This window comes from Streptomyces sp. cg40, from assembly GCF_050320165.1.
Classification (GTDB): domain Bacteria; phylum Actinomycetota; class Actinomycetes; order Streptomycetales; family Streptomycetaceae; genus Streptomyces; species Streptomyces hokutonensis.
Genome location: NZ_CP190128.1, coordinates 8,225,980 through 8,240,393 on the forward strand (window position 1 = coordinate 8,225,980; position 14,414 = coordinate 8,240,393).

Sequence of the window (14,414 nt, forward strand, 5' to 3'; positions counted from 1 at the left end):
GCAATGCAGGCACGTGCGCGGGAGGACAGGGCATGACCATCAAGGACACCCCGGAGGAGTGGGAGGTCCGGGCGACCGCGACCCCCTTCGTCGGCAACAAGACCTCCGTGCGCACCGACGACGTGGTGATGCCCGGCGGCGCGGTCGTGCACCGCGACTACCAGGTCCACCCCGGCTCCGTGGCCGTCCTCGCCCTCGACGGGCAGGACCGGGTGCTGCTCATCAAGCAGTACCGCCACCCCGTGCGGCAGAAGCTGTGGGAGATCCCGGCCGGGCTCCTCGACATCCCCGGCGAGAACCCGCTGCACGCGGCCCAGCGCGAGCTGTACGAGGAGGCGCACGTCAAGGCCGAGGACTGGCGGGTGCTGACCGATGTCTACACCACGCCCGGCGGCTGCGACGAGGCCATCCGCATCTTCCTCGCCCGCGATCTCTCCGAGGCCGAGGGAGCGCGCTTCGAGGTCGAGGACGAGGAGGCCGACATGGAGCACGCGCGCGTGCCCCTCGACGACCTGGTCCGCGGGGTCCTCGCCGGCGAGCTGCACAACAACTGCCTCGTCGTCGGCGTCCTCTCCCTGGTCGCCGCCCGGCACGGCGACGGCGTCGACGCGCTGCGCCCCGCCGAGGCGCCGTGGCCCGCGCGTCCCTTCGAGTCCTGAACCCACCCCGCTCCCGGACTCGCGCCTCATCCTTTCCGCCTCTTTCGGCGTCTTCCGGTGTGACCATCGGCTGATCCGATCGGGGGATGTGCCCGCCGCGCTCCGCACGATTCGTCGCAGAGCGTGAACTAGGCTCTGGAATCACCCGATCCGGAGTCCCGGCGGGCTATGCGCGTGCAGTGGGACGGGAGTGTGGCCCGTGACGGATCAGGCGGTGGACACAGATGGCGTGAAGCTGTCCGAGGACACTTCTTCCGAGGGCCAATTCCTGGGCCGCGCAAGAGAGTTGAAGGAACTGCGGGCCGACATCGAGCGCGCCGGCCTCGACACCATCGCCGGCCGGAAAGCACCCCGCGCGCGCGTCCTCCTCATCGCGGGCAAGCCCGGCTCGGGCCGTACCGCCCTCGCCGGCGAACTCGTCCGGCAGGTCGCTGACCGTTACGACCACGGTGTGCTCCGGGCCCGGCTCAGCGAGCCCGACGGAACCCCCGTCCCCACCGAGCGCACCGCCCGCGAACTGCTCACCGCCCTGGAGCTGCCCACCCCGGCCGGCGCCTCCGAGGACGACCTCTCGGACATCCTGCGCGCCGCCCTCGCCGACCGGCGGGCCCTGCTCCTGCTCGACGACGCGGCCGACGCCGAACAGGTCGACGCGCTCCTTCCGGACACGCCCGACTGCCTGGTCGTCGCCGTCTCCGGCGGCCCGCTCACCGGCATCGCCGACGTCCGCCCCTGCACCCTGGGCGGCCTCGACACCAAGTCCGCGCTGGAACTCCTCACCCGCTACACCGGCGCGGTCCGCATCACCGTCGACCCCCTTGCGGCCGAGGGCCTGGTCGAGGTCTGCCGGGCCCAGCCCGCCGCGCTGACCCTGGCCGGCGGCTGGCTCGCCGCCCGCCCGCAGGCCGCCGTCGCCGACCTCGCCAAGCACCTGCACGCCGAGAGCGACGACGGCACCCCGCTGAGCCGCGTCTTCCGGCTCGTCTACGGCTCGCTGCCCAGCCCCGCCGCCCGGATACTGCGACTGCTCTCCCTCGCCCCGGCCGGCCAGGTCGATCCGCAGACCGCCTCCGCGCTCGCCGGCTGCTCCGTCAACGGCGCCCGCGCCGCCCTGGACGACTTCGTCACCGCGGGCCTGCTGCGCGCCCTGGACTCCCCGCTGCCGCAGTACGAGGTCCCCGGCTGCCTCCAGCCCCTGCTGCACGCCCTCGCCGAGGCCCAGGACCGCCCGGCCGAACTCCAGCTGGCCCGCGCCCGCATGCTGGAGCGGACCGTGCGACTGCTCCAGTCCTGCCGTGCCATCACCGAGACCGACAGCCCCCAGGCCCGCGAGAAACTCCTCGGCCTGCCCAGCTCGCTGCGCTTCCCGAACCCCCGGGCCGCCGCCGACTGGCTGCGCCTCAGCCGGCCCGCCCTGCTGGCCTCCGCCCGCCTCGCGGTCGCCGACGGCGAACTCGACACGCTGGCCCGCCGGTTGATGTCCCAGCTGGTGCGCGCGATGGTCGCCCACTTCGGCACCCAGGCCGCCGCCCCCGAGCTCTACGGCATCCACCGCCTCGTCCTGGACGTGGCCGAGCGGCGCGATCTGCCCCGCGAGAAGGCCGCCGCGCTGCTCAACCTCGCCGATCTGGACGCGCAGACCGGCCGTACGACCGAGGCACTGGCCCGCTATCGGGCGGCTCTGGACGCCGGACGGGAAGCAAATGACCCGTATGCGACCGGTCGCGCGATGGAATCCGTAGGCGGCGCGCACCAGGAGCTCGGGGACTACGACCGGGCCGCCGACTGGTTCGGCCGCGCGCTGGCCCAGCGGCTGGCCCGGGACGAGCGCGCGGAGGCCGCCCGGCTGTACGGCCGGATCGGCGCCGCGCACACCTACGCGGGCCGCTACGGCGAGGCGCTGCGGAACTGGCGGGCCGCCGTCGCCGGGTACCGCAAGGACGGCGATGTGCCCGCCCAGGCACGGGCGTTGAGCGAGCTGGCCCGGGTCCAGGAGTACGCGGGCCGCCCCGAGGAGTCGCTGCTCACCTGCCACGAGGCCGTCGAGTGGGCGCGCCGCGCGGAGGACGTACGGCTCCAGGCGGCGCTCCAGCTGCGGCTGGCCGACACCCTCGACCGGCTGGGCGATCCGGCGTCCGCCGCGCTGCACCGCGGCACGGCCGAACGGATGCTCGGTGAGGAGCTCCAGGAGGGTGATCCGGCCCCCGAATCCCTGGAACATGACGCTAACGCCTGCGAAATCCGTAGTACATCCGCTGAAGATTGATGCATTGAAAGGCTAGACACCGAGAACACCTTCATTAAACTGGCTCTGCCGCACCTTCTCCTGCGGTCTCCCGGTGCGCTCACGCATGTCCGGGTATGAGATGTATTGCCCCACATCCTCTGAGTCAAGGACCGTGATCCACGTGAAGGTCGGCATCCCCCGCGAGGTCAAGAACAACGAGTTCCGGGTGGCCATCACACCCGCCGGCGTGCACGAGCTGGTGCGCCACGGCCACCAGGTCGTCATCGAGCGGAACGCCGGCGTCGGCTCCTCGATCCCGGACGACGAGTACGTGGCGGCCGGCGCGAAGATCCTCGCCACCGCCGACGAGGTCTGGGCCACCGCCGACCTGCTGCTCAAGGTCAAGGAGCCCATTGCCGAGGAGTACCACCGCCTCCGCAAGGACCAGACGCTCTTCACCTACCTGCACCTGGCCGCCTCCAAGGAGTGCACCGACGCGCTCATCGAGTCCGGCACCACCGCGATCGCCTACGAGACCGTCGAGTTGCCCGGCCGCGCCCTCCCGCTGCTCGCCCCGATGTCCGAGGTCGCGGGCCGCCTCGCCCCGCAGGTCGGCGCCTACCACCTGATGCGCTCGGTCGGCGGCCGCGGTGTGCTCCCCGGCGGTGTCCCCGGCACCCAGCCCGCGCGGGCCGTCGTCATCGGCGGCGGGGTCTCCGGCTGGAACGCCACGCAGATCGCCGTCGGCATGGGCTTCCACGTCACGCTGCTCGACCGCGACATCAACAAGCTCCGCGAGGCCGACAAGGTCTTCGGCACCAAGGTCCGGGCGATCATGTCCAACTCCTTCGAGCTGGAGAAGGCCGTCCTGGACGCCGACCTCGTCATCGGCGCGGTGCTCATCCCGGGCGCCAAGGCCCCGAAGCTGGTCACCAACGAACTCGTGTCGCGGATGAAGCCCGGAAGTGTGCTTGTCGACATCGCGATCGACCAGGGCGGCTGCTTCGAGGACTCCCGTCCGACCACCCACGCCGAGCCGACCTTCCCGGTCCACGACTCGGTCTTCTACTGCGTCGCCAACATGCCCGGCGCGGTGCCCAACACGTCGACCTACGCGCTCACCAACGCCACGCTCCCGTACATCGTGGAGCTCGCGAACCGCGGCTGGGTCGAGGCGCTGCGACGTGATCCTGCTCTCGCCAAGGGTCTCAACACCCATGACGGCAAGGTGATTTACCGCGAGGTCGCGGAGGCGCACGGACTGGAGCACGTCGAGCTGGAGTCGCTGCTCAACTGACCTTCCGGGCACCCGTGTCGACTAAGTCACCGTTCAGCAAAAGGCGATACGTCAACACAGGTCGTCAACACCGCGCACCCGGCCGGACCTTGCTCGACAGGTCCGGCCGGAAGTGTGTGTATGGTCACTTTGCGGCGATCGGTCAACTCGCGCCGAACATAACCCTTGAACCGATTCGTGCACCGGTGAAACCTGCCGTGCGACGGCCGTACGCCCTTGACAGAGGGATGTTTCATTGCCGACACATCGGGCCGGGTCCGGCGGATTGTGTTGCTGCGAACACCCGACACGCCATAGAGTCGCCAACCGTCGGCATGGTGCCACGCTGACCTATCGAGAAGTTCCCTGGTCACCAAGGAGGTAAGACGACTTGTGAATGAGTCGACATTTTCTCCCGGGGGTGGTCAACCAGGAATGCCGGCAAGGGGCCAGGAGCCCGCGGGGTTCGAGGCTGTCGGCTCCGTCGCTGTGCGCACCTTCGCAGCCCACCAGGGTCACCACAAGCCAGGGGTGACCCAGCCAGCACACCAGAGCATGGATGGCCATCACGTGAACGCCATGGCCGGCGACGGAAGGGGCGCGCCCCACAACCATTTCGCCGACTACGACGAACTGCCCGACGGGCACTTCTACGACCCCGACGCCGAGTACGAGCCCGATCCCGAGTACGCGGCCACACTCGCGCCCGACGCGGCCCGCCAGCGCCGTGAGCGCGTGGGCCCGACCGGACGCCCGCTCCCGTACTTCCCGATCCCGGGCCCGCTGACCAGTCACGGCCCCGCGACGATCATCGCGATGTGCAACCAGAAGGGCGGCGTCGGCAAGACCACGTCGACCATCAACCTGGGTGCCGCGCTCGCGGAGTACGGACGACGCGTACTGCTCGTCGACTTCGACCCGCAGGGCGCGCTGTCGGTCGGACTGGGCGTCAATCCCATGGAGTTGGACCTCACCGTCTACAACCTGCTCATGGAGCGGGGCATGTCGGCCGACGAGGTGCTCCTCAAGACAGCGGTCCCGAACATGGACTTGCTGCCGAGCAACATCGACCTGTCCGCCGCCGAAGTGCAGTTGGTGAGCGAGGTCGCGCGCGAGTCCACCCTGCAAAGGGCGTTGAAGCCGCTGATGGCCGACTACGACTACATCGTGATCGACTGTCAGCCCTCCCTCGGCCTGCTCACCGTGAACGCCCTGACGGCGGCTCACAAGGTGATCGTGCCGCTGGAGTGCGAGTTCTTCGCGCTGCGCGGTGTCGCGCTGCTGACCGAGACGATCGAGAAGGTCCAGGAGCGGCTCAACCCCGAGCTGGAGCTCGACGGCATCCTCGCCACGATGTACGACTCCCGGACCGTGCACAGCCGTGAGGTGCTCGCCCGCGTCGTCGAGGCGTTCGACGATCACGTCTACCACACGGTCATCGGGCGCACGGTGCGCTTCCCGGAGACCACGGTCGCCGGCGAGCCGATCACCACGTACGCCTCCAACTCCGTCGGTGCCGCCGCCTATCGCCAGCTCGCCAGGGAGGTGCTCGCCCGGTGTCACGCCGAGTGAGTCTGCCGGGGGCCGACGAACTGTTCCGTACGACAGGGGGGATGGCGCTCCAGGCGTCCACCCCCAGGCGCCAGGCCAACGGAGAGGCACGGGTGCCGGCTCCGGCGGGGGAGAGCGACGGTGCCGCCGCCGGGGAGGACGCCCCGCAGTCCGTACCCGCACAGGGCGGTGACGGCGAGGGCGCGGAGCACGTGGCGGCCGACGCGGACGCGGGAGAATCCCGCAGCCGGGCCGCAGACGGCTCCGTACGGCGCCAGGAGGCGCAGGAAGGTTCTGCCTCCCCTCAGCCGCGCAAACGCGGCCGACAGCCCGCTCAGCGGCGTCCCAGCGGGCGGGAGCGGCACGACGAAAAGATCACCGTGTACGTCTCCGCCGAGGAACTGATGGACCTGGAGCACGCCCGGCTGGTGCTCCGGGGCGAGCACGGCCTCGCGATCGACCGCGGGCGGATCGTCCGCGAGGCGGTCGCCGTCGTCCTGGCCGATCTGGAGTCCCGGGGGGACGCGAGCATTCTCGTCCGCCGGCTTCGCGGGCGGTAGCGGTAGCCTGCGGGGGCCATGACCTCGAACGACGCTCCCGCCGCCGGCGCACCCGCCGGACGTCGGCGTGCGCTCGGGAAAGGGCCGGGTGCGGCTGCTCCGGAGTCGGAGCCCCAGCCCGAGGTGGCCGTAGAAGAAGCGGTTGTCGACGAAGTTGCTGAAGAACCCGACGACGGGGTCTTCAAGGTGCGGCTCGCGAACTTCGAGGGGCCTTTCGACCTTCTCCTCCAGCTGATCTCGAAGCACAAGCTCGATGTCACCGAGGTGGCGCTGTCCAAGGTCACCGACGAGTTCATGGCGCACATCAGGGCGATGGGGCCCGACTGGGACCTGGACCAGACGACCGAGTTCCTCGTCGTCGCGGCCACCCTGCTGGACCTGAAGGCGGCCCGGCTGCTGCCCGCCGCCGAGGTCGAGGACGAGGCCGACCTGGCGCTGCTGGAGGCCCGGGACCTGCTGTTCGCGCGGCTGCTCCAGTACCGGGCGTACAAGCAGATCGCCGAGATCTTCAACCGGCGCCTCGACGAGGAGGCCCGGCGCTATCCCCGTACCGTCGGACTCGAACCGCACCACGCCGAGCTGCTGCCCGAGGTGGTCATCAGGATCGGCCCGGAGGGCTTCGCCAGGCTCGCCGTGAAGGCGATGCAGCCCAGGCCCAGGCCGCAGGTCTACGTCGACCACATCCACGCGCCGCTGGTCAGCGTGCAGGAACAGGCCGGGATCGTGGTGGCGCGGCTGCGGGAGCTCGGCGAGGCCAGCTTCAGCGTGCTCGTCGACGACACCGACGACACCCTCACCGTCGTGGCGCGCTTCCTGGCGCTGCTGGAGCTGTACCGGGAGAAGGCCGTCGCCCTCGACCAGGAGACCGCGCTCGGTGATCTGATCGTGCGCTGGACGGGCGGGGAGGGGGAGGTCGAGCCCGTGGTCACGGACGAGTTCGACCGGCCGCCCGAGGTGCCCAAGGAGACCAAGGAGGAGTCGGCGTGAGCGAGGAGTCCACGGGAGTACCGGCGAGCCCGTCCGGCGTCGCGGAACTCGACCTCAAGCCCGCCCTGGAGGCCGTGCTCATGGTCGTGGACGAGCCCGCGACCGTGGAGCACCTCGCGAAAATACTCCAGCGGCCCAAGCGGCGGATCGCGGACGCGCTGCGCGAGCTGGCCGACGAGTACACGGTTCAGGGGCGCGGTTTCGAGCTGCGGCTGATCGCCGGGGGCTGGCGTTTCTACTCCCGCCCGGAGTTCGCGCCGGCCGTCGAGGGCTTCGTCCTGGACGGGCAGCAGGCCCGGCTCACCCAGGCGGCGCTGGAGACCCTGGCGGTCGTCGCGTACCGCCAGCCGGTCAGCCGCAGCAGGGTCTCGATGGTCCGCGGAGTCAACTGCGACGGTGTGATGCGCACCCTCTTGCAGCGGGGTCTGGTCGAGGAGGCGGGCACGGAACCCGAAACAGGTGCGATCCTGTACGTGACGACGAACTACTTTCTGGAGCGGATGGGCCTGCGAGGCCTGGACGAGCTCCCGGAGCTCGCGCCCTTTCTCCCTGAGGCCGAGGCGATCGAGGCGGAGACGCTGGAAGGGGTCCCGTCGTTCGATCCGGATGCACCGGATGCAGATGCAGATGCAGACGACACGACGACGACGGAACTTTGATGCGAAGCAGTGGCAGTGGCAGCAGTGGTGGCGGTAGGAGCGGCGGGCGCGGCAACCCCCGCGGGACCGGCGGGGGCGGCAGTCCCCGGGGTTCCGGTGGGGGCGGCGGCGGTCGTGGTTCCGGCGCGGGCAACTCCCGGGGTTCCGGCGGGGGCGGCTCCCAGCCGAGGGGCGCGGGAGGCCGCGACGACAAGCCGAAGCGCGCCGGAAAGCCGCGTCCCGAGGAGCGGCGCTACGACGTAGGCCCCACGGGGTCCCACGAAGGCCCCAAGACCGGGCGCGGTGCCTCCGCGCGCGGTGGTGCCAAGGGCGGCCCCAAGCAGGGCCAGAGCACGGGGCGCGGGCGCTGGGCGCCGGCGACCTCGCGTGAGTACGACGCCCGTGCCGAGGAGCGCAACCGGGAGCGTTACGCGGGCAAGAAGGACGTCAAGCTGCCCAAGACCTTCCCGGGCGCCGAGCAGGAGGGCGAGCGCCTCCAGAAGGTCCTCGCGCGCGCGGGCTACGGCTCCCGGCGCTCCTGCGAGGAGCTGATCGAGCAGTCCCGTGTCGAGGTCAACGGCGAGATCGTCGTCGAGCAGGGGCTGCGTGTCGACCCCGAGCACGACGAGATCAAGGTCGACGGGCTGACGGTGGCGACGCAGTCGTACCAGTTCTTCTCGTTGAACAAGCCCGCCGGTGTCGTCGCCACGATGGAGGACCCCGAGGGCCGGCAGTGCCTCGGCGACTACGTCACCAACCGGGAGACGCGTCTCTTCCACGTCGGCCGGCTCGACACCGAGACCGAGGGTGTGATCCTGCTCACCAACCACGGCGAGCTGGCGCACCGGCTGACCCACCCCAAGTACGGCGTGAAGAAGACCTACCTCGCGCACATCGTGGGCCCGATCCCGCGCGACCTGGGCAAGCAGCTGAAGGACGGCATCCAGCTGGAGGACGGGTACGCGCGTGCGGACCACTTCCGGGTCGTCGAGCAGACCGGCAAGAACTACCTGGTCGAGGTGACCCTCCACGAGGGCCGCAAGCACATCGTCCGCCGGATGCTCGCGGAGGCCGGCTTCCCGGTCGACAAGCTGGTGCGGGTCTCCTTCGGCCCGATCACCCTGGGCGACCAGAAGTCGGGCTGGCTGCGACGGCTGTCGAACACCGAGGTCGGCATGCTGATGCAGGAAGTCGATCTCTAGAAGCACGAGTTGGTGCGGCCGGTTCCGGGTTCTCCGGGGCCGGCCGTTTCGTTTTCGTCGGGTGCGGGGGGTTGCGCGGAGCAAGGGTCGCTCTTTATAGTCGAACTGACTATTAACGGGGTTGATCACCATGACCGCAACACCGGCCTACGACAAGTACGCCTTCGAACCTTTCGCCGTCACCGCCGACCTGGCCGTCCTCACCATCCGCGCGGGCGCCCTGCACGTCCTGCTCGTCGAGCGCGGACAGGAGCCCTACGCCGGACACTGGGCGCTGCCCGGTGGCTTCGTGGCGCCCGACGAGTCCGCCGAGAGCGCCGCCCGGCGTGAACTCGCCGAGGAGACCGGCCTGTCGGACGTCTCCGGGCTGCACCTGGAGCAGCTGCGCACCTACAGCGAACCCGACCGCGACCCCCGCATGCGGGTCGTCACCGTCGCCTTCGCCGCACTGCTCCCCGACCCGCCCGAGCCGCGCGCGGGCAGCGACGCGGCACAGGCCCGCTGGCTGCCCTGCGACGCGCTCGGGCCGCTCGCCTTCGACCACGACCGGATCCTGGCCGACGCGCACGAACGGGTGGGCGCCAAGCTGGAGTACAGCTCCCTCGCCACCGCCTTCTGCCCGGCCGAGTTCACGCTCGGGGAGCTGCAACAGGTCTACGAGACCGTGTGGGGCGCCGAGTTGGACCGCCCCAACTTCCGCCGCAAGGTGCTCGCCACGCCGGGTTTCGTCGAACCGGTGCCGGGCGCCGCGAAGTTGACCGGCGGTCGCGGCAAACCCGCCGCGCTGTACCGCGCCGGGACCGCCACCACCCTGTATCCGCCGCTGCTCCGCCCGACCCGGGAAGGAAGCCCCGCATGATCATGACCAGTGTCCGCAAGCGCGCCGCCACCGGAGCCCTGACGGGCCTCGCCCTCGGGGACGCGCTGGGCTTCCCGACCGAGTTCAACGCCGTGCCCGACATCCTCGCCAAGTTCGGTCCCTGGCGGGAGATGGAGCTGCCGAGGCCCGCGATCGTCACCGACGACACCCAGATGACCCTGGCGTTGGGGCGCGGGCTGCGAACCGCCATGGACCGGGGGCTGCTCGGTCCGAAGCGGATGGAACGGCCGGTGCGCGAGGAGTTCGTGGACTGGTACCAGTCGCCGGACAACAACCGTGCCCCCGGCCGGACCTGCCTCGTCGCCTGCAACCTGCTGAAGGCCGAGGACCGGCTCTGGCAGGACGCCAGCCAGATCGGCTCGAAGGGCTGCGGGGCCAACATGCGCGTCGCGCCGATCGGGCTCGTCCCGGGTCTGAGCGACGAACAGCGGTCCGGCGCCGCCCAGTTGCAGTCCGCGCTCACCCACGGCCACCCGACCGCGCTCGCCGCCTCCGACCTCACCGCGCACGCCGTACGGCTGCTCGCGCAGGGCGCCGAGCCGACCGGACTGGTCGGGCTGCTGCGGTCGTACGCCCTGGAGAACCGCACCCGCTACCACCACCGCTGGCTCGGCGACCTGTGGATCCGGAGCCAGGACCCCACGCCCGAGCACTTCATCGCGCGCGGCTGGGACGACTGCCTGGAGATCCTGGACCGCCTTCAGGACGCCGTCCGTGCCAACTCCCCGGAGACCGACCCCTGTCTGGCCACCGGCGCCGGCTGGATCGCCGAAGAGGCCCTGGCGACCGGCCTGTTGTGCTTCCTGCTGTTCGTGGAGGAGCCGGTGACCGCGCTGCGGCGCGCGGCCTGCACCTCGGGCGACTCGGACTCGATCGCCTGTCTCACGGGGGCCTTCGCGGGCGCGCACCTCGGCGCGGACGCCTGGCCCGGGGAGTGGGCGGAGCGGATCGAGTACCGGGGGGAGCTGCTGACGCTCGGGGCGCTCTGGGACGCCTGACGATTCGCGGTGGCGCATGACATCGGTGGTTGGTGTCATGCGCCAGGAGTATCGTGGCAGGCATGGGCGAAACGAAGCGCAGGCGAGTCCCGGCCCGAGAGCTGGCTCGGCACACGGCGGCTCTGCTGGACGCGGTGGCGGCGGGTGAGTCGATCGAGGTCACTCGGGACGGTGTACCGGTCGCCATACTGTCTCCGCTGGAGCCGGCCGAACGGGACATCCGTGCCGCGATCGCCATCGGCCTGCTCGACGCTGCGGTCATGGACGAGAGCCACGGCGCCGAGGCCGCGGACGCGCTGGAGCGGCTGCGCGCGGTCAGGCGGGACGCGGAGGGACGCGGCCCCACCGCGGAACTGCTCGCTCAGCGCGAGGAGGAGACGCGGTGACGCTGCTCTACCTCGATGCCTCGGCGATCGCCAAGCTGCTGCGGGCCGAGGCCGAGACGACCGCGCTGGAGCAGTGGATCGGGCGGCACGGCGGGATGCGTCGCGTGGTCACCTGCGACCTCGCGCAGACCGAAGTGCGGCGACTGCTGCACCGGCTCGGCGCGGACGAGGTCGAGCGATCGGCTGCGGACGCCCTGCTGAACGCCATCGCCCGTGTTCGTCTCACGCCTGAACTGATGCTGGAAGCGGGGGAGTTGGCGCCGGGCACCGCACTGCGGAGCCTCGACGCGATCCACACCGTGGCGGCCCTCAAGCTCGGTCACGGCGTCAGCTGGTTCGTGACGTACGACAAGCGGCAGGGCGAGGCCGCCGCCGACGCCGGACTGCCGGTGGCGTCACCCCGCTGACGCCCGCCGCACCCCGATCAGGAAGTCCTCCACGCGGGCGCGGTCCGGTTCCGCCGGGAGCGGCGTGCGGGTGGCCGCCTCGTCCGTGTCCGTTGCCAGGCGGGTCATCCACAACTCGACCTCCGGCCAGGGGACTTCGCCGCGTTTGACGGAGAGCAGGGGGTCGCGCCGGTCGCCCACGTCGATCGTCAGGGTGCCCGTGCGGAGGACGTCGCGGGCGCTCATCAGCAGGCGGAGCAGATGCATCGCGTGCTTCCAGCGGGGCGCTCCGTGCAGGCGGATGTCCGCCTCCAGCTTCTTGCGCTGGCCCAACGCGTAGCGCGTGAACGTCTCGTGGACCCGGCGGGAGAGGAACGCGCCGCGCAGGGACAGGAGTTCGCGGCCCGTGGCGTCGATGTGCTCGACGACGGGGGAGTGCAGGCACTCCAGGATGTTGGGGTTGGCGCGCAGGGCCAGTTCGCAGAAGCGCTCCAGCTCCCAGCTGAACTGCTCATCCGCCGGCCCCTCCACATGCGTCGGCGGCTTCTCGAAGCGCCAGAACAGGGGAGTGGGGGCGAGGAACACGCCCCGGCGGTCGGTGTCGCTGCCCTCCGTCGCCAGGCCGAAGGCGCGCGACCCCATCACACAGGCGTAGATCGTGTGGTCGCGGACCAGGGACTCGGGGTCCACGACGGGAGTGTCGGGGTGCATTCCGGGAGCGTACGCGGCAGTTCACGCCAGGCGGATCGAATTTCCCTCCACCGTGATCTGCTCCGCCGGGAGCGGCTTGGGCGCCGGGCCGCCCGCGACCGTACCGTCCGCGATGTTGAACTTGCTGCCGTGGCACGGGCAGTTGATCGTGCCGTTCGCGACGGTGCTCACCGTGCAGCCCTGGTGGGTGCAGATCGCCGAGAAGGCCTTGAACTCGTCCTTCTTCGGCTGGGTCACCACGACCTTCTGGGCCTTGAGGATCTTGCCGCCGCCGACCGGGATGTCGGCGGTCTTCGCCAACTCCTGGCCGCCGGAGGCCTTCACGGACGACGAGCCCGAGGAGTTGTTGCTGTCGCCGTACTTGCTGCAGCCGGCGGCGAGCGCGGCGGCCGCACCCGTCGCGAGAACCGTGCGGCGCGTCGAGCTGTCGGTCATGTACTCACTCCGAAGGTGCGGAAGAACCAGAGGGCGGACGTCAGCCAGAGCAGGGTGAGGCCGGTGAAGACCAGCCCGCCGACGAGCGGCAGCAGCCAGCCGGGGAGGCGCTCCGAGCGGAGCAGCAGCATCTTGGCACTGAAGGCACCGAAGAACAGGCACCCCAGGAGGGAGTGCCACATCACGCGTGTCGAGTACGTCTGGTAACCGAACGCGTAGAGGCAGTGCACCGCGACCGGCACCGCGACCAGGAACGCGATCCGCCCCGACCAGCGGTGCAGGGTCCCCGACCAACTCGGGCCGGGCAGCTTGCCGTAGACCATGAAGGCCGAGACGACCTGGACGAGGGCGAAGAAGAACGCGGTCGTCGCGAGCCAGGACTTCACCGCGCCCGTGCTGCTGAAGCCGGCGAGGTTGAAGGCGGTGCCGGCCGGGTCGTGGACCTTGCCGTAGACGCCGAGTCCGACGGCCACGGCGGCGGCCACCAGGGCGGGGACCAGATAGCGGGCGGGGCTGTCGCGGCGGCGCGGGGGCGGTGGGAAGGCCTGGGTGGCGGCGTTCGGGTCGGCGGTCATGATCGGCTCCCTGAGGCGGATGGTGGGTCAGGGGGTGACGGGCTGTGCCGTGAGCTGTTGTCCGTCGACCGTGACCGCACCGGTCTCCGGGTCGATACGGGGTGCGGCGGCGGCCTTGCCGTCGCGGGTGACGATGCCGGTCTGGCGGCCGTTCGGCAGCACGATCCAGCCGCCGTCGATCTTGGCGCCGCGCACCTTGGCGGTGGCCCGCCACAGTCCGGACGGCTTGACGGCCTTGTCGGCGGTGAAGGCGTAGTTGCGGCCCTCGTCCTTGACGGTGCCGCGGATCTTCGTGCCCTGCTGGAGCTTTCCGTCGAGTACGGCGCCGTTCGGGGCGGTGAGCTTCATCGTGCCGTCGTCCGCGACCGGGCCGCGCAGCCAGGCCTCCTTGTAGCGGCCGTCGCAGAAGTACGCGACCGCCTTGCCGTCGCGGATCGTCACGGCGACCGAGGCGGTGTCGTCGTCGGTGCGGCCGGCGTAACTGGCGTTCGGCACGGCCGACTTGGACGGTGTCGGGCTGGGCGTGGCCGTCGGCGTCGGCGACGCGGGTGCCGACTTCTTCGGTGACGCCGACGCCGACGGCGATGCCTCGCTGTACGAGGACGACGCGGTCTTCGTCCCCGACGTCACATTGAGCGTCAGCATGAACAGGCCCAGCACCAGACCCGCCAGAAGTGTGAGCAGTGGTCCAGGACGCTTCATTACTGTCCTCCCCCGAGGCGAGCTTCCAGCCCATGAGAGCGGACTCGGGGCCGTGCGTAAAGAGGCATACCGGGATGATCTCACCACCTGTAGCGGACCAGTAGCGGAACAGAGTGATTCAGGTGACATTGGCAGGGTTCGCGAGGCCCGCTCCGGCCCGTCTCAGGGGGCGGGCGCCGGGCACCCGCACCGGACGGGCTGACTAGGCTGGATGCGCAGAGCCGGGTTGTCCATCAGCGAG

Annotated in this window: 16 protein-coding genes; 12 read left to right on the plus strand and 4 right to left on the minus strand. The window is 70.8% G+C overall.

The features are described from left to right. Window positions 1-32 precede the first annotated feature (32 nt). The 12 genes from ACQHII_RS37105 to ACQHII_RS37160 all read left to right on the plus strand — a co-directional run bounded on the left by ACQHII_RS37105 (window position 33) and on the right by ACQHII_RS37160 (window position 11,771). Window positions 33-659 (plus strand): NUDIX domain-containing protein, encoded by a 627-nt coding sequence (locus ACQHII_RS37105; RefSeq protein ID WP_427923359.1) that lies wholly within the window; start codon window positions 33-35, stop codon window positions 657-659. A gap of 199 nt (window positions 660-858) precedes the next feature. Beyond that, window positions 859-2,925 (plus strand): tetratricopeptide repeat protein, encoded by a 2,067-nt coding sequence (locus ACQHII_RS37110; protein ID WP_427923360.1) that lies wholly within the window; start codon window positions 859-861, stop codon window positions 2,923-2,925. 142 nt (window positions 2,926-3,067) lie between these two features. Next, a complete protein-coding gene (gene ald / locus ACQHII_RS37115; RefSeq protein WP_427923361.1) occupies window positions 3,068-4,183 on the plus strand; it encodes an alanine dehydrogenase in 1,116 nt (371 codons plus the stop codon). Between the two features lie 414 nt (window positions 4,184-4,597). Next, a complete protein-coding gene (locus tag ACQHII_RS37120) occupies window positions 4,598-5,734 on the plus strand; it encodes a ParA family protein (RefSeq protein ID WP_078532803.1) in 1,137 nt (378 codons plus the stop codon). Then, a complete protein-coding gene (locus ACQHII_RS37125; RefSeq protein WP_427923362.1) occupies window positions 5,719-6,273 on the plus strand; it encodes a hypothetical protein in 555 nt (184 codons plus the stop codon). The genes ACQHII_RS37120 and ACQHII_RS37125 overlap by 16 nt, the downstream gene beginning before the upstream one ends. 18 nt (window positions 6,274-6,291) lie before the next feature. Next, window positions 6,292-7,260, plus strand: coding sequence for a segregation and condensation protein A (locus tag ACQHII_RS37130; RefSeq protein WP_427923363.1), 969 nt, complete (start codon window positions 6,292-6,294; stop codon window positions 7,258-7,260). Beyond that, entirely contained in the window at window positions 7,257-7,919 is a 663-nt protein-coding gene (gene scpB / locus ACQHII_RS37135) for an SMC-Scp complex subunit ScpB (RefSeq protein ID WP_427923364.1), read from the plus strand. Before ACQHII_RS37130 ends, scpB begins: the two co-directional genes overlap by 4 nt. Continuing rightward, a complete protein-coding gene (locus ACQHII_RS37140; protein ID WP_427923365.1) occupies window positions 7,919-9,100 on the plus strand; it encodes a pseudouridine synthase in 1,182 nt (393 codons plus the stop codon). The genes scpB and ACQHII_RS37140 overlap by 1 nt, the downstream gene beginning before the upstream one ends. Before the next feature lie 130 nt (window positions 9,101-9,230). Then, window positions 9,231-9,959, plus strand: coding sequence for an NUDIX hydrolase (locus ACQHII_RS37145; protein ID WP_427923366.1), 729 nt, complete (start codon window positions 9,231-9,233; stop codon window positions 9,957-9,959). Beyond that, window positions 9,956-10,978 (plus strand): ADP-ribosylglycohydrolase family protein, encoded by a 1,023-nt coding sequence (locus ACQHII_RS37150; RefSeq protein ID WP_427923367.1) that lies wholly within the window; start codon window positions 9,956-9,958, stop codon window positions 10,976-10,978. The genes ACQHII_RS37145 and ACQHII_RS37150 overlap by 4 nt, the downstream gene beginning before the upstream one ends. A gap of 62 nt (window positions 10,979-11,040) precedes the next feature. Further along, the gene (locus tag ACQHII_RS37155) at window positions 11,041-11,364 is read left to right on the plus strand and encodes a type II toxin-antitoxin system Phd/YefM family antitoxin (protein ID WP_427923368.1); all 324 of its coding nucleotides are present in this window, start codon (window positions 11,041-11,043) and stop codon (window positions 11,362-11,364) included. Further along, window positions 11,361-11,771, plus strand: a complete 411-nt coding sequence (locus tag ACQHII_RS37160; protein ID WP_427923369.1) for a type II toxin-antitoxin system VapC family toxin — start codon at window positions 11,361-11,363, stop codon at window positions 11,769-11,771. The genes ACQHII_RS37155 and ACQHII_RS37160 overlap by 4 nt, the downstream gene beginning before the upstream one ends. On the opposite strand, the gene ACQHII_RS37165 is transcribed toward ACQHII_RS37160, so the two are convergent. From ACQHII_RS37165 to ACQHII_RS37180, 4 genes are read right to left on the minus strand one after another with little or no spacing between them, the layout of a single operon-like run. Further along, entirely contained in the window at window positions 11,760-12,461 is a 702-nt protein-coding gene (locus ACQHII_RS37165) for a nucleotidyltransferase domain-containing protein (RefSeq protein ID WP_427923370.1), read from the minus strand. The two genes, ACQHII_RS37160 and ACQHII_RS37165, sit on opposite strands and share 12 nt — an antisense overlap. 21 nt (window positions 12,462-12,482) lie before the next feature. After that, complete coding sequence (locus tag ACQHII_RS37170; RefSeq protein WP_427923371.1) at window positions 12,483-12,896, minus strand: Rieske (2Fe-2S) protein; 414 nt, start codon at window positions 12,894-12,896, stop codon at window positions 12,483-12,485. Continuing rightward, window positions 12,893-13,471, minus strand: a complete 579-nt coding sequence (locus tag ACQHII_RS37175; protein ID WP_427923372.1) for a DUF6529 family protein — start codon at window positions 13,469-13,471, stop codon at window positions 12,893-12,895. The genes ACQHII_RS37170 and ACQHII_RS37175 overlap by 4 nt, the downstream gene beginning before the upstream one ends. A 27-nt stretch (window positions 13,472-13,498) precedes the next feature. Next, the gene (locus ACQHII_RS37180; RefSeq protein ID WP_427923373.1) at window positions 13,499-14,173 is read right to left on the minus strand and encodes a hypothetical protein; all 675 of its coding nucleotides are present in this window, start codon (window positions 14,171-14,173) and stop codon (window positions 13,499-13,501) included. Between the last annotated feature and the right edge of the window lie 241 nt (window positions 14,174-14,414).